16 protein-coding genes are annotated in these 17,559 nt (G+C 61.7%); 9 read left to right on the forward strand and 7 right to left on the reverse strand.

Annotated elements, in window-relative coordinates; translation table 11 throughout:
• The first annotated feature begins 167 nt into the window (after positions 1 to 167).
• The gene (locus B0G80_RS09790; protein WP_116117856.1) at positions 168 to 1,388 is read left to right on the forward strand and encodes a CaiB/BaiF CoA-transferase family protein; all 1,221 of its coding nucleotides are present in this window, start codon (positions 168 to 170) and stop codon (positions 1,386 to 1,388) included.
• A gap of 109 nt (positions 1,389 to 1,497) precedes the next feature.
• Here B0G80_RS09790 and B0G80_RS09795 read toward each other — a convergent pair whose 3' ends face one another.
• Both B0G80_RS09795 and ggt read right to left on the reverse strand, forming a co-directional pair.
• Positions 1,498 to 2,058, reverse strand: a complete 561-nt coding sequence (locus tag B0G80_RS09795) for an alpha/beta hydrolase (RefSeq protein ID WP_116117857.1) — start codon at positions 2,056 to 2,058, stop codon at positions 1,498 to 1,500.
• Positions 2,059 to 2,146: 88 nt separating this feature from the next.
• Positions 2,147 to 3,874: a gamma-glutamyltransferase gene (gene ggt, locus B0G80_RS09800; RefSeq protein WP_116117858.1), complete on the reverse strand. Its 1,728-nt coding sequence runs from the start codon at positions 3,872 to 3,874 to the stop codon at positions 2,147 to 2,149.
• Positions 3,875 to 3,902: 28 nt separating this feature from the next.
• Between ggt and B0G80_RS46380 the strand changes: the two genes are divergently transcribed.
• The 3 genes from B0G80_RS46380 (at position 3,903) to B0G80_RS09815 (ending at position 7,251) form a co-directional block, all read left to right on the forward strand.
• Positions 3,903 to 4,238, forward strand: coding sequence for a hypothetical protein (locus B0G80_RS46380; RefSeq protein WP_116117859.1), 336 nt, complete (start codon positions 3,903 to 3,905; stop codon positions 4,236 to 4,238).
• A 189-nt stretch (positions 4,239 to 4,427) separates the two neighbouring features.
• Entirely contained in the window at positions 4,428 to 6,137 is a 1,710-nt protein-coding gene (locus tag B0G80_RS09810) for a glutamine--tRNA ligase/YqeY domain fusion protein (RefSeq protein WP_116117860.1), read from the forward strand.
• Between the two features lie 139 nt (positions 6,138 to 6,276).
• The gene (locus B0G80_RS09815; protein WP_116119600.1) at positions 6,277 to 7,251 is read left to right on the forward strand and encodes a transporter substrate-binding domain-containing protein; all 975 of its coding nucleotides are present in this window, start codon (positions 6,277 to 6,279) and stop codon (positions 7,249 to 7,251) included.
• Positions 7,252 to 7,277: 26 nt separating this feature from the next.
• Here B0G80_RS09815 and B0G80_RS09820 read toward each other — a convergent pair whose 3' ends face one another.
• On the reverse strand, positions 7,278 to 7,727 hold the full coding sequence (locus B0G80_RS09820; protein WP_116117861.1) for an NUDIX hydrolase: 450 nt from the start codon (positions 7,725 to 7,727) through the stop codon (positions 7,278 to 7,280).
• 106 nt (positions 7,728 to 7,833) lie between these two features.
• Positions 7,834 to 8,223: an RT0821/Lpp0805 family surface protein gene (locus tag B0G80_RS09825; RefSeq protein WP_116117862.1), complete on the reverse strand. Its 390-nt coding sequence runs from the start codon at positions 8,221 to 8,223 to the stop codon at positions 7,834 to 7,836.
• A 283-nt stretch (positions 8,224 to 8,506) separates the two neighbouring features.
• Between B0G80_RS09825 and B0G80_RS09830 the strand changes: the two genes are divergently transcribed.
• Positions 8,507 to 8,746, forward strand: a complete 240-nt coding sequence (locus B0G80_RS09830) for a hypothetical protein (RefSeq protein ID WP_116117863.1) — start codon at positions 8,507 to 8,509, stop codon at positions 8,744 to 8,746.
• 48 nt (positions 8,747 to 8,794) lie between these two features.
• Here the strand turns inward: B0G80_RS09830 and B0G80_RS09835 are convergent, their stop codons facing one another.
• Complete coding sequence (locus B0G80_RS09835) at positions 8,795 to 10,177, reverse strand: cytochrome-c peroxidase (protein WP_181919940.1); 1,383 nt, start codon at positions 10,175 to 10,177, stop codon at positions 8,795 to 8,797.
• A gap of 248 nt (positions 10,178 to 10,425) precedes the next feature.
• On the opposite strand from B0G80_RS09835, the gene B0G80_RS09840 reads away from it, so the two are divergent.
• Both B0G80_RS09840 and B0G80_RS09845 read left to right on the forward strand, forming a co-directional pair.
• On the forward strand, positions 10,426 to 12,003 hold the full coding sequence (locus tag B0G80_RS09840) for an acid phosphatase (RefSeq protein WP_106283687.1): 1,578 nt from the start codon (positions 10,426 to 10,428) through the stop codon (positions 12,001 to 12,003).
• 247 nt (positions 12,004 to 12,250) lie between these two features.
• On the forward strand, positions 12,251 to 12,634 hold the full coding sequence (locus tag B0G80_RS09845) for a DUF427 domain-containing protein (RefSeq protein ID WP_116117864.1): 384 nt from the start codon (positions 12,251 to 12,253) through the stop codon (positions 12,632 to 12,634).
• Between the two features lie 55 nt (positions 12,635 to 12,689).
• Here B0G80_RS09845 and B0G80_RS09850 read toward each other — a convergent pair whose 3' ends face one another.
• Positions 12,690 to 13,193: a universal stress protein gene (locus B0G80_RS09850; protein WP_258878868.1), complete on the reverse strand. Its 504-nt coding sequence runs from the start codon at positions 13,191 to 13,193 to the stop codon at positions 12,690 to 12,692.
• Positions 13,194 to 14,111: 918 nt separating this feature from the next.
• Complete coding sequence (locus tag B0G80_RS45210; protein ID WP_147309847.1) at positions 14,112 to 14,468, reverse strand: hypothetical protein; 357 nt, start codon at positions 14,466 to 14,468, stop codon at positions 14,112 to 14,114.
• Positions 14,469 to 14,986: 518 nt separating this feature from the next.
• On the opposite strand from B0G80_RS45210, the gene B0G80_RS09855 reads away from it, so the two are divergent.
• Together B0G80_RS09855 and B0G80_RS09860 are read left to right on the forward strand one after the other, a co-directional pair.
• The gene (locus B0G80_RS09855; RefSeq protein ID WP_116117865.1) at positions 14,987 to 16,291 is read left to right on the forward strand and encodes a hypothetical protein; all 1,305 of its coding nucleotides are present in this window, start codon (positions 14,987 to 14,989) and stop codon (positions 16,289 to 16,291) included.
• Positions 16,292 to 16,689: 398 nt separating this feature from the next.
• A complete protein-coding gene (locus B0G80_RS09860; RefSeq protein ID WP_181919941.1) occupies positions 16,690 to 17,541 on the forward strand; it encodes a DUF4238 domain-containing protein in 852 nt (283 codons plus the stop codon).
• Positions 17,542 to 17,559 lie beyond the last annotated feature (18 nt).

Raw genomic sequence — 17,559 nt, forward strand, 5'->3', positions numbered from 1 at the left:
CCAGGATCGAGCGGGCGCCGTGGGACATGGCGGCACTTTGCGAGGCCCGTCATTCGTCCTATACCGTTCGGCCGACTGCGCCAGCGCGCGGGAATCGCTTAAGATTGCCTCCATCCCGCAGCGCCTCGCGCGCCGCCTTGGCTACGAAGAAGGAGACATCGAACAATATGGGCGCTCTCAGTCATATCCGCGTGCTGGATCTCACACGCGTACTCGCCGGCCCCTGGTGCGCGCAGACGCTCGCCGATTTCGGCGCCGACGTGATCAAGATCGAACGCCCCGAAGTCGGCGACGACACCCGCCACTGGGGGCCGCCGTACCTCAAGACGCCCGAAGGCGAAGACACGCGCGAGGCCGCGTACTACCTTGCGGCGAACCGCAACAAGCGCTCGGTCACCGTGGACATCGCCTCGCCCGAAGGCCAGCGGATCATTCGGGAACTGGCCGCGCAGAGCGACGTGGTGCTGGAGAACTACAAGGTAGGTCAGCTACAGAAGTATGGCCTCGACTACGCATCGCTCAAAGAAGTGAAGCCCGACATCGTCTATTGCTCGGTGACCGGCTTTGGGCAGACCGGGCCGTATGCGCAGCGCGCCGGGTACGACTTCATCGTGCAAGGCATCGGCGGCTTCATGAGCATTACCGGCGAGCGCGACGGCCAGCCGGGCGGCGGTCCGCAGAAGGCCGGCGTCGCGATTGCCGACCTCATGACCGGCATGTATTCGACTATCGCCGTGCTCACCGCCCTCACCCACCGCGACCGGACGGGCGAAGGCCAGTACATCGACATGGCGCTGCTCGACGTGCAGGTCGCGATGCTCGCGAACATGAACTCGAACTACCTGGCGAGCGGCCAGCCTCCGGTGCGCTGGGGCAATGCGCATCCGAACATCGTGCCGTATCAGACCTTCCAGACGAGCGACGGGTGGATCATCGTCGCGGTCGGCAACGACGGTCAGTTCCGCAAGTTCGTCGAAGCGGGCGGCCGCCCGGAACTGGCGGACGACGGGCGCTTTGCCGCCAACCCGGCGCGGGTGCGCAACCGCGACATCCTCGTGCCGATTCTCGCGGAGATGGTCCGCCTGCAGGGCAAGCAGCAATGGATCGCCGCGCTCGAGGCGGCGGGTGTGCCGTGCGGGCCGATCAACGATCTCGGCGAAGTGTTCGAGAACGAGCAGGTGCTGGCGCGTGGGCTCCAGGTGGACCTGCCGCATCCGTCGGGCGGAACGGTCAAGCTGGTGCGCAATCCGATCAATATGACCGGTACGCCGCCTGAAGCGCTTACGCATCCGCCCATGCTCGGGGAGCACACGGAGAGCATCTTGCGCGACGTGCTGGGCTATGACGAAGCGAGGATTGCGGCGTTGCGGAGCCAGTCCGTGATTTGAGTCCGCAGTCGGGCCGCCGCAAGCTCCGAAGATGCGAGGTGCGCCGCGGAGCGCAACGTCGCGATGAACCCAGCGCGGAAACGGACTCCCAAATCGACGGCGCGGGCGGCTAGCGCGGCCCGAACGACTCCAGCCACTTACGCCCTTCGTCCCAATCGCCGAGCCCGCTGTCCGCGTTGATATGGCCGCGCGAGCCGAGGTCGATCCAGCGGCTGCCCCACGCGTTCGCACAGGTCTGTGAAAACGGCACGCCGCCGTAGGGATCGTCGCTGCTGGCGACAACAATGGTCGGAAACGGCAACCGCTCGAGCGGCACAGGCGCGAAACCGCGCGCGTCCCGCGGAAAATGCGCCTCGGCCGGATCGGGCGGCGCGACCAGCAACGCGCCCGCCACCTTCGCAAGCTGCGCGGCGCTCGCATATTGCGCTGCCCAGAAAGCCGTCGTCAGGCAGCCGAGGCTGTGCGCGGCGAAGACCACGGGCGCATCGGCGGCGGCCACGGCGGCGTCTAGCGTGCGGCACCAGGCGTCGCGTTCAGGATGATCCCAGTCCGGCATCCGCACCCGCGCGAAGGCCGGATTCAGTTCTTCCCAACGCGTCTGCCAGTGGCCGGCGCCGGAATTCTGGTAGCCCGGCAGCACCAGCGTGGTGGGTTGTTTTCGTACGCTCATCCGCGTTCCCCGTGTCGGTTGTTAGTCGCAGTTTATTGTTTTTGGCCTGTGGTTTTTGCTCGCGCCGGCGCAAGCCCGCATCGCCGCGTCAATGCATTACGCGCCCCACGCCCACGCCGCGCGGATCCGCCGCCGGCACGGGCGTCGTGCCCTCGATGCGGATCATCTGCACGTCGCCGTTGAACGACTGTCCTTCGAGCGTGTAGCCCTTGGCCTGCAACTGCTCGGCCAACTCACCCGTGATGGGACGATACGGCTCGAAATAGATCGTCTTCGGCGGCAGCAACTGGTGGTGAAAACGCATGGCGGCGAGCGCGTCGGTGGGCGACATGTTGAAGTCGTACAGGTCGGTCATCACCTGGAAAATCGACGTCAGAATGCGCGAGCCGCCGGGCGTGCCGATCACGAGCGACACCTTGTTGTCCTTCAGCAGAATGGTCGGCGTCATAGACGACAGCGGACGGCGTCCCGGCGCCACCGTGTTCAGTTCGGCACTGTTCGCGCCAGCGGGTTTGGTCACGAAGTCGTCCATGGCGTCGTTCAGCAGAAAGCCGGCGCCGTCCACCACCACGCCGGAACCGAAGTCCCCGTTCAGCGTGTAAGTGTTCGACACGGCGTTGCCCCACTTGTCGACCACTGAGAAATGTGTGGTTTGCGCCTTCTCCGGAACAGCGTCGCCGAGTCCCGGCTTGACCGGCGTCGCGCCCGGCACTTCGTCGGGTTTGACTTCGTCGGCGCGCTGGGCAAGGTAGGCGTCGTCGATCAGTTTGGCGCTCGGCACTTTGTACGCATCCGGATCGCCCAGATATTGCTGGCGATCGGCGAACACGCGGTCCTCGATCTGCGCGATCAGATGGATGTACGGCACGGAATTCAGTTCGAGGCCGTCGAACGCCGGCTTCAGGTCGGCTTTCATCTTCAGCATCTGGATCAGACCCACGCCGCCCGAACTCGGCGGCGGCGCGGTGACGACCTGATAGCCGTTCCAGTCGGCGGTAAGCGGCTGACGCCACACGGCCTTGTACTGAAGCAGATCCTGTTTCGTGACCAGACCGTGGCCGTACATCTGCTGGGCGATCAGGTCGCCGGTGCGGCCTTCGTAGAATTCGCGCCCGCCGTCGCTTGCAATGCGCGACAACGTCTGCGCCAGTTCAGGCTGGCGATATGTCACGCCCGCCTTGAGACTGGAGAAGTAGGCATCGAAATTGGTCTTGCCGGCGAAATTACTCGCGGCTGCGTCGTGGCGTTGCTGCAACCACGGTTCGACCTGGAAACCATCGGTGGCGTAGCGGATCGCGGGCGCGAGCACCTGCTTCCACTTCAGTTTACCGAAACGCTGGTGCGCTTCCCACATGCCCTCGACGGTGCCCGGCACGGCCACCGCGCGATGGCCGACGGCGCTCATGCCCGGCAGCAGATTGCCCTTGTCGTCGAGATACATGTCGCGGGTCGCCTGTCGCGGCGCGCTCTCGCGATAGTCGAGGAAATACGGCTTGCCGTCCATGAACACCGTCATGAACCCGCCGCCGCCGAGGTTGCCCGCATCCGGCGCGGTCACGGCCAGGGTGAAGGCGACGGCGACAGCGGCATCCACCGCGTTGCCACCGGCGGCAAAGATCTGCTGCGCCGTATCCGCGCTGTAGCGGTCCGGCACGGCCACCGCCGATGCGTCGAACACGGCCTTGGGCGGCGGCGTTTTCGCCAGCGCGACCGTGCCGCCCGCGAAGGAGGCGAGCACGGCCGACACGGTCAGGATCCGGGTCAGGGAAAGAAAAGTGAAAGGCGCGCGAGGCGCGCCGTGCGTCGGGACAGACATCCGAGAAACTCCGGCAACTGAGGGCGCCATGGTGCACGAACGGCAGGAATTCATGCAAGGCGACAAGGGGCAGTGCGGCCTGCGAGGATCGCTGCGACGAGCGCGCGCGCTGCGCGTGGTGGGCAAGCTGCACTGCCCCGGGAAAAATCGGGGGCGGGCTTTGAGGCGCGGCGAGGCGGCTAATGCACCTCTCGATGCGCGCTGCTCGCCCGCCCGAGGACTCAAGCCGCACGAAATGCGGCCTGACTGGCTGCCCGATGCGACGACGCGAAAGCGGGCGCATACGGCCCATCGCGACGCCAGCACACTGACGCGGACAACCCGCACAGCCAGCGTGGGCGAACCCGCGCCGCTCGCATCCTAAGTCGGCGGCGCTCGCGTGAACAAAACGTTTTACCTCCTGTTACAGCGCCGGCCTGCCCCCTCAATCACCGTCAAAATGGCTCAAACGTTGGCTGCGCGCCGCACTCGCCTGTCGCAACGGGGCTCGTCAGGTAGAATTGTCGTATAAGAGGACGCATTGCGCGCCCCCGACAGACTCTCACCTTCTCGCATGAATACCGAACGCAACGACGCGCCAGCGGCATCCAATTTCATCCGCAACATCATTGACGACGACAACCGCACCGGCAAGTGGGGCCAGCGCGTCGAAACACGCTTCCCGCCCGAGCCGAACGGCTATCTGCATATTGGTCACGCCAAGAGCATCTGCCTGAATTTCGGCGTGGCGCGCAGCTACGGCGGCGTGTGCCATCTGCGCTTCGACGACACCAACCCGGAAAAGGAAAGCGTCGAATACGTCGACTCGATCATCGACGCCGTGCGCTGGCTCGGCTTCGAGTGGGAGAAAGACGGCAAGTCCGAGCTCTACTACGCGAGCGACTACTACGACAAGCTGTACGAATTCGCCGAACTGCTGATCGAGCGCGGCAAGGCGTACGTGGACAGCCAGTCGGCCGAAGAAATGCGCGCGAACCGCGGCTCGGCTACCGAAGTCGGCACGCCGTCGCGCTTCCGCGAGCGTTCGGTGGAGGAGAACCTCGACCTGTTCCGCCGCATGAAGGCCGGCGAGTTCCAGGAAGGCGAGCACGTGCTGCGCGCGAAGATCGACATGGCGTCGCCGAACTTCAACATGCGCGATCCGGTGATCTACCGGATTCGTTTCGCTCATCACTACCGTACCGGCGACAAGTGGTGCGTGTACCCGATGTACGACTACACGCACTGCATCTCGGACGCGCTGGAAAACATCACGCATTCGCTGTGCACGCTGGAGTTCGAAGACCATCGTCCGCTGTACGACTGGATTCTGAACGAGCTCGCCGAGGCCGGCATTTTCACGCGCCCGCTGCCGCAGCAAATCGAATTCTCGCGACTCAATCTGACCTACGCGATCACCAGCAAGCGCAAGCTGCTGCAACTCGTGACCGAAGGCCATGTGGACGGCTGGGACGATCCGCGTATGCCGACCATCGTCGGCGTGCGCCGGCGCGGCTTCACGCCGGAAGCGATCCAGTTGTTCTGCGAGCGCATCGGCGTGACCAAGGTCGATTCGTGGATCGACATGAGCGTGTTCGAAGGCGCGCTGCGCGACGATCTGGACGAGAAGGCGCCGCGTACCGCCGCCGTGCTCGATCCGGTCAAGCTGATCATCGACAACTTCCCCGAAGGCGTCACCGAGCCGTGCAATGCGCCGGTTCATCCACATCATCCGGAAATGGGCGTGCGCGAGTTTCCGATTTCGCGCGAACTGTGGATCGAACGCGACGACTACAACGAAACGCCGCCGAAGGGCTACTTCCGCCTGTTCCCGGGCAACAAGGTGCGTCTGCGTTACGGCTACGTGATCGAATGCGTCGGTGCGGATAAAGACGAGAACGGCAACATCGTCGCGGTCCATTGCAACTACTTCCCGGACAGCAAGTCGGGCACCGAAGGCGCGAACAACTACAAGGTCAAGGGCAACATCCACTGGGTCAGCGCGGCAGCCGCGTGCCCGGCCGAAGTGCGCATCTACGACCGCCTCTTCAAGGAGCCGCAACCGGACGCCGGCGGCCGCGATTTCCTCGAAGCGCTGAATCCGGATTCAAAGCGCGTGGTCAACGCCTACCTTGAGCCGGGCGCGCGCGAAGCGCTGCCGGAACAGCGCTATCAATTCGAGCGCCACGGCTATTTCGTCGCCGACCGCGTCGATTCGAAGCCGGGTAAGCCCGTATTCAATCGCATCGTCAGTCTGCGCGACAGTTGGGGCAAGCCGGCGTAAGCTGGAACGCACCCTTTACCGCGCATCTGAGGTTGGTTACGGCGTGCGTCTTGATCGAAAGATGCACGCCGTTTTGTTGCACCATGTTTCCATCGACGGCGGCGGCGCGGCATCCGCACACGCCAGTCCGGGAGGTCCGATGAAAGTTGCAGGCCGTCGCGGGGCCCGTACCCGGCACACGACGGGGCACACGGCATACGCCGCGCGTTTCGCCCATGGCGCGGGTTGCGCGCTCGTGGCGCTGATCACCTTCGCAGCAGCGTCGCTCAGTTGCGCCGCTGAGGCGGATGAACTCACCGGCACGCTGAGAAAAATCCACGACGACGGCGTGGTCGTGCTTGGCGTGCGTGAAGCTTCGATTCCTTTCTCTTACTTCGACGGCAAGGGCACGGTCGGCTACTCGCAGACCATCGCGCTGCAGATCGTCGAAGAGATCAAGAAGACGCTCGGCATGCCGCAACTGAAGGTGCACGAGATCACGGTGACCTCGTCGAACCGCACGCCGATGTTGCTGAACAACCAGATCGATCTGGAATGCGGCTCGACCACCCACACGGTGGAACGCGAAAACGTGGCCGCGTTCTCGAACAGTTTTTTCCAGTACGCGGTGCGCATGATCGCGCGCAAGAACGCCGGCATCACGGATTTTCAGGATCTGGCCGGCAAAGCGGTCGTGACGACCGCGGGCACCTCGGATGAACGCCTGCTGCGCCGCCTGAACACCGACAAGCTCCTGAACATGCGCATCACCAGTGCGCGCGACCATTCCGAGGCCTTCAACGCGCTCAAGGACGGCCGCGCCGTGGCCTTCGTGATGGACGAGCCGATCGTGTACGGATTCAAGTCGACCGATCCGCGTCCCGACGACTTCGTGGTGACCGGCACGCCGCTGGGCTACGAAGTCTACGCGTGCATGTTCCGCAAGGGCGACGAACCGTTCCGCGCCCTCATCAACGGCGTGATCGCGCGCGGCCAGACGTCCGGCGAAGCGGAGCGTCTGTACAAACAGTGGTTCACGCAACCCATTCCGCCGCGCGGCATCAATCTGAATTTTCCGCTATCGGAGCAGAATCGCGCCTTGTTCGCGCATCCGAACGACCGCGCGCTCGACTGAAGCGTCACGCGGTCATGGCCTCGCCGCTATAGCGACCGATGCAGTTCCGCGAGCGACAGTGTGGTCTGAAAGAGCCGCGTGAGACTGCGGCTCGCATACTTGTCCACTTCGTCGGGCGCGGCCCAGCGGTAGGCATCCATTTCGGGAATCAGCGTGCCGTCCGAGCGGCGCGGAAAGAGCGACGTGCAGGTGCACACGCTCAGATCGAGTTCGTCGACGGTGGCACGCGCGCCGAACAGATGCAGATCCTTGTCGCGCCGATAGACGAACAGGCCGAGGTCTTTCAGACGCTCGGGCGCTATGGCGATACCGGTCTCCTCGACCATCTCGCGCAGCGCCGTGACATGCGGCGCCTCGCCTTCTTCGCCGTGTCCTTTCGGAATGTCCCAGTGCGACGTTTCGGTGGCGTGCGCAAGCAGCACGCGGCCGTCCGGATCGAGCAAAACGATGCCGCACGAAATAATCCGTGTGCTCATCGCCACACCATCTCAGACAAACGCGCGGATCCTTCGACACGCACGCGCATGGCCTCGGGCCGCGTCGGCTGCCAGGCGGCGCGCGCCGCCATCAAGGCCTGCACGCTCAGTGCTTTTTCTGCAATTGCCAGGTGCCGCTGCCCTGCTTGCAGAACTGCGGGCGCAGGTTCATCGATTGTCCCTTGGCGCTCAACACGACGCCGAGGTCGCGGCAGGTGCGATCGCCCTCTTTGGCCGTGCTGGCCATCGTGATCGCGGCGTCGATCTTCACGCTATTGCCCGTGCCTTCGTTGACCCAGTTCGCGGTTTCGCCGTCCTGCTTGTCGTTCAATGCGGCGAAGACCGCCTTTTTGACGGAGTCGATGTCGCGTTGCTTCATGTAGCTGATCGGCGTGTCGTTCAGAAAGCCAAGATTTGCCGCTTGCGCGCCGACCGCAGCACCCAGCAACAGGCTGCCGGCGGTCAGTTGAGACAGGACGCGGGTTCGCATCGACATGAAGGGTTCTCCTCGGAAGTGTTCGGCGGTCTCGAGCGCGCATGGCGTCTCGTGATCTGGACCCCAAAAGCATAGCATGTCCCCCTCGAAGGGACCGCCTGCCGAAGCGGATAAAACGAGCGCCAGCCTCGCACAGGGACGTGACTCATTTCCGGGGAGCGTGCGCCGCCGGCCCAGTGAGCGCCCCTAATTTTAGGACAGCTCCCATTCCTGCCACCAGGACGCTTTCTTAAGATTGTTCGGTTGCGCCTCCGCGCCAATCAGAATCTGAAGAGGCCTCACCATGCACACCCTCTCCGTCCTCAAAACCATTGCTATCGCGCTTGCGCTGCTGTGCGCCGCGCTCGCGCCAGTTGCGATGAGCCGCGATCCCGGACTCGCGCGGCGCGCCGTGCGGATGGACGCGCTGCCTCACGCCCGCTGGCCCAATCTGCTGACGCGCGTCGGCGTCGCCTGCCTGTTGCTGTCCTTCGCGCTGCTGCTCGCCGGCTGCTATTACATGCTGGCGAACGCCGGCAATTAATCTCGACTCTAGCGACCGGCTACGCCAGCCGTCATCGCGTCACCCGCCTCACTTCGCGGCCACTGAATCGGCCGCCCCGCTCCCCGCCTTATATCCGTCTGTCAGCGTATTCAGGAACGCGACCACGTCCTTGATTTCAGCCTCGTCGAGCGCCGGCTTGTCACCCGGCTTGCGGTCGAACGGTGGATCGGTATTCAGATTGGCCCAGTACTGCTGAGGCAGATCGTCGAATTTCCGCACTTTGCCTTTCGTCACCGGATAGAACTTCTCCGGGTTCGTGTCGCGCTCTGCATAGAAACGCACCACCTGATCGAGCGAATGGTAGATGCCGTTGTGGAAAAAGCTCTTCTTCAACGCCACATTGCGCAGCGTCGGCGTGCGGAAGATGCCGCAAAACTCGGCACGTCCCTTCAGATCGGTGCGCTCCGGGCCGCAAGCGCCGAGGTCGTAGAAACGCGGATCGCGATTCACGGACAGCGCGCGATTGCGCGGCACGCCGATCGCGATCAGACCAAAGTCGCTGAACTGCGGCGGCGCGCCGTCCAGGGTGCGCTGGCTGATGTGGCAGCTCGCGCAATTGCCTTTTTTCTCGTCGTTGAAGAGTTGCAGGCCACGCAGTTCGGCTTGCGTCAACTGCGCTTTGCCCGCCAGATACGCGTCGTACTTGCTGGTGTACGGATAGAAGGTTTCCGGCGTCTGCTCGAAGGTTTCGAGCGCTTGCAGCACCGCTTTGAAGGTGGCGTCGTCGCTATCGAAAATGCGTGCGCCGAATGCCGCGCGGAACGCGTCCGCGTATGGCGCGGCCTTGACGGCCGCGGTGACCTTGGCCGGCGTGCTGCCCATTTCGAACGACGACAGCAGCGGAATGCGCGCCTGGTCGCCGCCCCGGTCGACGCGGCCATCCCAGGTCAGGCCGCCGGTGGGTCCGGCATCCACGCTTTCGTCGCCTTCGTCATCCGACTCGTGATAGTGCTCGGCGAACGCCGGCACCGACTGTAGATACTTCAGCGTCGGCGCGGCGCGCATGCCGGTGCGGTGCATGTCGCTGCCGCCCAGTTGCACCGACAACGCATTGGCCGGCGAGAACCCATGGTCCGGACTGTGACACGACGCGCAAGCGAGCTTGCCCGAACCGGAGAGCGACGCGTCGAAAAATAGCTGCTTGCCGAGCGCCGTCATCTGCCGCACGGATTCGTAGACCTGGGCGCGAGACTGGCCCGCTTCATGAGCCGCCGCCTGCACCGCCGACGCCGCCACCGGCGTGGCCGAAGCCGCTACGCCAGCATCGGTGCTTGCCGCAGCTGCCGTGCCCGGCGCACCCGCATCGCAGGCGGCAAGCGTCAAGGTCATGGCCGCCAGGGCGAACGCCGTCGCTTGCCGCAGGCGCGTCGTTGCGAGCCCGGCGTCATGCCGTCCGTCGACCCGAGCCATTATTTTCCGAATCCCCGTCAGACCTGGCCGCATATGAAAGATGTGAGTTTGCGATGGTGAAGTCCGCGAGCGTATTTCATCCGCATGTCGTTTAAATGACATACAGCCGACGTTATTTTGCAATCAGAAGCAATTCGTAAATAGTTACATCTTTCTGTCAAATTGCCTTGCCAAACTTTCGCCCACGGTCATCCGTGTAAGGAGTTCAGATGGCCCGTCCCCAACGCGAGAGAGAGAAACCACATCAAATGAACAAGAAACTGATCTGCGCGACGCCTATCGCGATCGCAGCAGCGCTAAGCCTGTATGCGTGCGGCGGTGACAAAGTCAACGAACCGGACATCACGTCGATCAAGAATGTTGTGGTGATCTACGCGGAAAACCGCAGCTTCGACAACCTGTACGGCAACTTCCCGGGCGCCAACGGTCTGCAGAACGTGACGGCGGCGAGCGCCACGCAGGTGGATCGCAACGGCACCGTCCTCGCGACGCTGCCGCAGGTGTGGAACGGCTTGACGCAAACCGGCGTGACGCCGGTGGTGACGCAGGCCATGACGGCGAATCTGCCGAACAGCCCGTTCGCCATCGACGACCCGAAGGGTTTCAACACGCCGATCACGGCGACGACGCGCGACCTGTACCACCGCTTCTACGAGAACCAGATGCAGATCAACGGCGGCAAGAACGACAAGTTCGCCGCGTGGGCGGATTCGGGCGGCCTCGTGATGGGCCACTACACGCTCAACGCAGACAAGCTGCCGCTGTGGAAGATCGCCCAGCAGTACACGCTCGCCGACAACTTCTTCATGGGCGCGTTCGGCGGCTCGTTCCTGAACCACCAGTGGCTGATCTGCGCGTGCACGCCGACTTACCCGAACGCGGACAAGAGCGTGGCGGCCGGCTCGATTTCCTCGGTGGAAAGCGACGGTGTCACGCTGAAACTCGCGTCCAACTCGCCGGCTTCGGCGCTGAGCGGTCCGCCCAAATACGTGAATTCGGGCAACCTCACGCCTGACTTCTACGCGATCAACACGATGCAGCCGCCGTACCAGCCGAGCGGCAACAAGCCGGCGAGCGGCGGCGACACGAATTTCGCCGATCCGACCCAGGCCACCACGCTGCCGGCGCAGTCGCAGCAGCACATCGGCGATCTGCTGAACAACGCGAAGGTGTCGTGGGCATGGTACGGCGGCGCGTGGGGCGCTGCGGTGTCGGCGGTGCAAAACGGCACGTCGAACGTGATTTACGGCGCGAATCTGACGGCGCCGAACTTCCAGCCGCATCACCAGCCGTTCAACTACTTCGCCGACCTGGCGCCGGGCACCGCAAACCGTTCGCAGCATTTGCTCGACGGCGGCCTGGCCGGCTCCGAGTTCATCAAGGCGATCGACAGCGGCACGCTGCCGCAAGTGTCGTTCTACAAGCCGCAGGGCAACCTGAACGAACATCCGGGCTACACGGACGTGGCGTCGGGCGACCAGCACATCGCGGACGTCATCTCGCATCTGCAGAAGAGCCCGCAGTGGAACAACATGGTGGTAGTCGTGACGTACGACGAAAACGGCGGCTTCTGGGATCACGTGTCGCCGCCGAAGGCCGACCGCTGGGGTCCGGGTACGCGTATTCCGGCGCTGATCATCTCGCCGTACGCGAAGAAGGGTTACGTCGATCATACGCAGTACGACACCACGTCGATCCTGCGCTTCATCACGCACCGCTTCTCGCTGCCGACGCTGCCGGGTATCGCGGCGCGCGACGCGGCGCTGGTCAGCAACGGCGGCAAGCCGATGGGCGACCTCACGGCTGCATTGAACATCAAGCAGTGAGCGAGAGACGCAACTTGTCCGAGATTGGACGGAAAAGGTTAAGCGTTAAGCAAAAGTCCGCCTGAGGGTGAGACTTTGACGGGGCAGCTTCGGCTGCCCTTTTTTATGGCTGTGCCGTGAACGCCGGGTCCGACGCGTTTTCATGAGCGGCGTATGCTTCGAACCAGGCTGCGATCGCCTCGTCGATCGCGGCTCGATACCTTCCGCAACACGTTGCAAGCCTGTCCACATTCAGGAGTTCAACAGCATGACTGAAAGAACCATCAAGGTGCCCGGTCCCGACCATCCGATCACGGTCGAGCCGTCCAACGCGCGCGTGGTCGTGACCGTCGCCGACAAGGTGATCGCGGATACCCTCAAGGCGCTCGTGCTGCGCGAAGCGTCGTATCCGCCGGTGTATTACATTCCGCGCAACGACGTCGAGATGACGCTGCTGGAGCGCACCGATCACGCGACCTACTGTCCGTACAAGGGCGATTGCGCGTACTACAGCATTCCGTCGGGCGGTGAAAAGACAGTCAATGCGGTGTGGACTTATGAGTCGCCGTATGCGGCCGTGAAGGAGATCGCGCAACATCTGGCCTTCTATCCGAACCGCGTCGACTCGATCGATGTGAAACCGGCGCAGTAACAGTCGCGCGTGGCGCGGCCAGGCGAATGGGCTAGCGCCTGTCGCGCGTCATGAGTTAGCCCTTGATCAGTACCGCACAGGGCGACCGTTCGATGACTTCTCCACTGGTCGAAGGGTTCGCCCAGCGGCGCAGCCGTGACAAATGGTGATGTCCCATCACAATGACCTCCGCGTTAAGCAGTCGGGCTTGTTCGACGACGACGTCGGCCGGATGATTTCCCGCGCACAGGTGCTGTTCCACCGTGAGATTCCGGTCGGCAAGCTGTGCGGCTGCGGCAGTCAGGACGGATTGTGCGAAAGATGTCTGCGCGTACGCGGACGGGTAGGTCTGGCCGTCGGGCGCGACATCGTTTTGGCTACCGGGCGGCAACAGATAGGAAGGGTCGACAACGCACAGAAGGTGTACGGTAGCCGTCCCTGGCGCCGCGACGCGACTGACCAGGCCGATGACGTGGGCGCTCTGGGGCGAGCCGTCCAGCGGAACGAGGAGGATGTTGAACATGGCTGGAGATAAGGTCAGAAATGTGATGCGACGCGTGTCGCCTTCGGCCGCTCGCATGGCCTATCTAACAGTAGCCGAAAAGCCTCGAACTTTGAATTGATAAGTGACGGATGAGCGAGACAGAACTCGACGCATGATCGGACATTGAAGGGGCGTGCGGGAGATTTTTGCTCTCTACTTTTCGCATGGGTTCTGCCTCGTCAAGGTGCATGCGAGAACCAGGCGCGACACGTGTTTCTACGCGCTCAGTTGACCCCGAAGGAGAAGAGCTTTCAGCTTAAGGTCGATCTCGACTCACCTTACTCAAGGGTCACGCTCAGATCGGGGGCCGACGCCCTGCACGAAGAAATCTGGCAGCTAGCCAGGTCGCGAATTACCCTGGGAACAGCTTGAGTTTATTGGTACGGCAGGAGGGACTCGAACCATTATATAGGGCAAAAATTGGTTGCGAAGCACCGTATGAGTGAGTGAATGCGCCGTTGGCCGTCCTCGACGGCCAAATCTCCGTTCCATCTAATATGCAACCAGTTGCGCGTTTATCGCAAGCTGGCTTCGCTGTTTCGTGGGCCAAGGGTTGATAGTCCGCGGGTCCGCTAACCCGCCACAGAGAAAAGACGGGCGTCGGTGAGCTGGTTTTAGGTCGCAACAGCCTCCTAGGCCGTAGGTCACACGTTCGAATCGTGTAGGGCGGGTCAATCGCCTGCTATACCAACGTTACCGTTGCGTCCAAATTCCTGACTGCAAACACTTTTCCGTCAAAGTCGCCGCATACTTTTCGACCTTGCTTGTGCTCTGCTACGGTCGGGCTAGTTGCGTATTTGGAAGTGTCATGTTTACGCATGTGGCTCTTGGAGAGATTGCGAAAGCAGGCCAATACAAATGGCCCTGTTAGGGCCCGATTTGGCAGAGTTCACTCTGAAAACTCACAGCCTCTCGCCCCAGCCTGCGGAGAGCCGGTTCAACGCGTCTATCCCCTCAGCGATTATCAAGCGTGATGGTTATTGTATAGACGTACTGCCCGACCGTTTTTTTCATCGTCAATTTTCCTGCGTGATGATTTCCAATGGTACTAAACCAGCATAGAGTTTTAACCACTACAACTGCGCAGGCTTCTAAAATCGCTCCTGAGGCTGTTTTTGCCTTAGACTTCACGGGGATTTGTTCCGAGACGGCCAAAACCACAGTAATTTGCCGTAGCTGGCCCTGTACAGGCATCCGAATACCAAAAACAGGGCGCCGGGGACAAAATTTTGAAAATGGTGATTGACCGAGGAAGGCATAACTTCCTAGGCGTATAACACGAGACGCGGGGGCCGCTTGATTAGCTGCCAAGGTATGTTGGTTTCTGACGAGGCGGCCCAGTCTGCGCCTGAAAATAGCAATGGGCCAGGTACGCCTTAGACGTCTATTCAACCCTAACTTCACCGTCCGGCCTCCTGTTGAGACTCCTTAACTACTTCCAGCAGCTTTTGCGCGCAAGCGACCCGCTCCATCGCTCGGCGCAGCGTGTAAAGCTGCCGTCAGAAATTCCCGCGTCTCGTGCCACCGCCTCCGCGTCGTTAGTGACGTCGATTATCCAATTACGCAGAGAAATGGAATCAGCAAAGGACACGCGCGGGCAAGAGTCAAATTTTTGACAAGGGGACCATCTCATAAAGTTTGGCAGACTGTGACCGTTAACCTGAGACGATAAGGCCAAGCAGTTATTTTCGTAAAAGCAGCCTATATCGCGGACGACCATCTGCCAGCGACACATGCAAAAAGCATAGGTCGCATTGTTCGTCGCCGACAGAATCTCGCCTTCACGCACGGCTGAGCGCAAACAGCCGCGATTGCAACATCGACCGATTATGAACGTACGTCCATCCAAGCAAATCAAAGCCACGGCGCCTGAAGCCGAACCTGTCGAGCCGATGGCCGAGCGCGGACCGCAGGCGGAGACACCGCGCCGGGTTCGCGAGCAATACGAAATCCCTGAGGGCGTGATGTATTGCAAGCTGGAAGCAGTTGATGCCCGGTCCGACTACCGAGAAAACACGCAATGTGCGCGCCTGTTCGGAATCTCAAGAGGGCAGTTTGAGCGAAGCCTGAATCCAAACTTCGCCGATGCGAGCTTCGACGTCTATCTCCTTGACATCGAATGGTCCCTTTGGGAGCAGCTTGTCGTACGAGAGCTACGGTACGAAAAGCTTCGCTTCGCTGACGCCAGCCCCGAATGGCTCGAAGTCACGTACCGCGCAAACAGAGGTCTTGACAGCGGTGACGCCTACGCCTACCCGCTGTTCATGGCCTCAGCCCCGACGTTCATGGATGTATTTAGAATCATGCCCGTTGTTGGGAGGTCAGTTCCGCCGATACGGACTGCTCCGGGCGCAATTCATCCTCACCCTCCAGCGTCTTCGCCCTACGTTCTTGACGGATTCCATGTGGGCCAAGGCATGTGCTCCGTCTTTCACAATGGTCAGTCGGGCTTTATCCTTGATGCAGGCGCAGGAACACCGGTCCTCCGCAAAGCCTACGACCAGGCTGGGTTTGTAAATGACTTGTTGCCCTTGGTCAAGAAGCTCAACCCGCTATCGATGGCGCTGTCACACTTCGATGCCGACCACTGGCGGCTCCTCGACTGGGACGAGGAGCTCCTCGCGCGTGTCGACAAAATTTACGTGCCCGACAATTACTCATACCTCCCGTTCAAAAGCGCCGCAGTCGCAGCCAAGTTTATCCCCATCGGAAACCAGGACCTGTTAAACGATGTTCATGTTGGTGCCCGCCTGCGAGTAGTTCGAAGTGCCCCCGCCTGGTCAGACAAGAATGGCGAATGCTTGGTTGTATTGTGCGAATCCAATGGAAAGCGTGCACTATTGCCCGGTGATTATTCTTATCGACGTATGGTTTCAGATACAGGAGGGAGTATGCCGTCGCTCGTTAAGGTGCGTTACGATGCAGTGGTCGTTCCGCATCACGGCGACAAGGCAAGCGCGCACGATATCGTGAGTCCCGTTTCCTCCAAATCGATGGCCTTTTTCTCAGCAGGGGACCATTCCTACTATCAGCACCCCAACGCGGACTCGGTTACGATGCACAAGGGAAAGGGATATATCGTTGTGAGCAATAACACAATGTCGAATATCAAGCTGCAAAAGCTTCTGCCTTGAGGCCCCCTCTTCGGAAGAGTCATGCTCGCCAGCTTGGCTGCTGCTCTGGCTGGACTCACGCTCCCCCTGAGCTGCCCGCAACCCACCTCGAACTCTCTTTCTCACGCCTGCGGTATCCGTGGCACTTTCGCCGACAAGAGGCGGGCACACGCTAAAGACATGTCGCTTGTTTTCGAACCCACATCGTCGAGGCTGCTGTTCTCGGGGTCACGTAGGTGACGCTGAGCTTTAACTCTGCCCTCAACGCCATCTCACGCTCGCAAGCAGCATCTCCGAAAATCGTGTCGGGCAGAAATCAAAATTAACTGCGAATCCGCTGTAGTATTAGCGTCGACCTGAAGTTTGTATCTCCCACTTCGCCGCTGACCGCCGCGTGGCGCGGGCACACTGGAGGCAAAGTGAACAGGCCCAGGCGACACCATTTCGTTCCGCGCTTCTATCTTGAGGGTTTCTGCGCCGACGACGCGCGTGCGCTTGCCGTGTACGACCGGGTCCGAAATGAGTACCGAGAGCAACGCCCCGCGCAGGTAGCGCATCGCCGCGATTTCTACGCTTACGAAGACGACCAAGGTAATCTCGTCTTCGACATTGAACGGGCTCTGGGTGAAGTAGAGACTGCTGCCAACAATGCGATTCAGAGACTTGAGAACAATGCGGAGCTCCGGGCTGACGACAAAATCGCCCTAGCGACCTACGTCGCATTCCAGTTCACACGGACCCCAGCGTATGCCACTTGGTTGGGGTCCTTCAAGGAGGACTGGGCACAACGCGCGAGGCCAGAACAGATTGATGCGCTGCCCGAACCGCCGGGGCCTGCGGCCGGACGCGAAGATGCGATTGGCGCGATGCTGCGCCACGCTCCGCGCTTCGCCGAGGTCTTCCTTCACTTGAATTGGACCATCTGGGACAGAGAATCCGAGCGAGTCTCATTCGTCACGTCTGATAGCCCGGTTTGCGTGGTCTGGGCGAATCAACCAGAACCAAATGCCTACGCAGGCGCCGGCATCCTATCGCCTGACGTCGTGACGGTGCTGCCGCTGTCGCAGTCTTTGGGGTTGGCAATGTCGAGAATCGGCGACCGCGTAGACCGCAGACCTCTGAACCGAGACGAGGTCCGCCGTGTGAACTTGGCGGTCACGAATCAAGCACAGCACTTCGTGTTTGGCCGCGACATGGCTTTGGTCAGAAGCCTCGTGAACGCGACGGGCATCGACAGGCGCCAGTGGCAGGTGCCATTACAAGTGGGTTAGCGGGACCGGGTACCTATC

Source organism: Paraburkholderia sp. BL6669N2 (assembly GCF_003387275.1).
Classification (GTDB): domain Bacteria; phylum Pseudomonadota; class Gammaproteobacteria; order Burkholderiales; family Burkholderiaceae; genus Paraburkholderia.

Bases quoted from the DNA above. Each gene is read 5' to 3' on its own strand.
- B0G80_RS09815 (WP_116119600.1), top strand. From the start codon at position 6,277: ATGAAAGTTGCAGGCCGTCGCGGGGCCCGTACCCGGCACACGACGGGG.
- B0G80_RS09825 (WP_116117862.1), bottom strand. From the start codon at position 8,223: ATGTCGATGCGAACCCGCGTCCTGTCTCAACTGACCGCCGGCAGCCTG.
- B0G80_RS09835 (WP_181919940.1), bottom strand. From the start codon at position 10,177: ATGGCTCGGGTCGACGGACGGCATGACGCCGGGCTCGCAACGACGCGC.
- B0G80_RS09845 (WP_116117864.1), top strand. From the start codon at position 12,251: ATGACTGAAAGAACCATCAAGGTGCCCGGTCCCGACCATCCGATCACG.
- B0G80_RS09830 (WP_116117863.1), top strand. From the start codon at position 8,507: ATGCACACCCTCTCCGTCCTCAAAACCATTGCTATCGCGCTTGCGCTG.
- B0G80_RS09795 (WP_116117857.1), bottom strand. From the start codon at position 2,058: ATGAGCGTACGAAAACAACCCACCACGCTGGTGCTGCCGGGCTACCAG.
- B0G80_RS09855 (WP_116117865.1), top strand. From the start codon at position 14,987: ATGAACGTACGTCCATCCAAGCAAATCAAAGCCACGGCGCCTGAAGCC.
- B0G80_RS09790 (WP_116117856.1), top strand. From the start codon at position 168: ATGGGCGCTCTCAGTCATATCCGCGTGCTGGATCTCACACGCGTACTC.
- B0G80_RS09850 (WP_258878868.1), bottom strand. From the start codon at position 13,193: ATGCGAGCGGCCGAAGGCGACACGCGTCGCATCACATTTCTGACCTTA.
- B0G80_RS09820 (WP_116117861.1), bottom strand. From the start codon at position 7,727: ATGAGCACACGGATTATTTCGTGCGGCATCGTTTTGCTCGATCCGGAC.
- B0G80_RS09810 (WP_116117860.1), top strand. From the start codon at position 4,428: ATGAATACCGAACGCAACGACGCGCCAGCGGCATCCAATTTCATCCGC.
- B0G80_RS46380 (WP_116117859.1), top strand. From the start codon at position 3,903: ATGGTGCACGAACGGCAGGAATTCATGCAAGGCGACAAGGGGCAGTGC.
- ggt (WP_116117858.1), bottom strand. From the start codon at position 3,874: ATGTCTGTCCCGACGCACGGCGCGCCTCGCGCGCCTTTCACTTTTCTT.
- B0G80_RS09840 (WP_106283687.1), top strand. From the start codon at position 10,426: ATGAACAAGAAACTGATCTGCGCGACGCCTATCGCGATCGCAGCAGCG.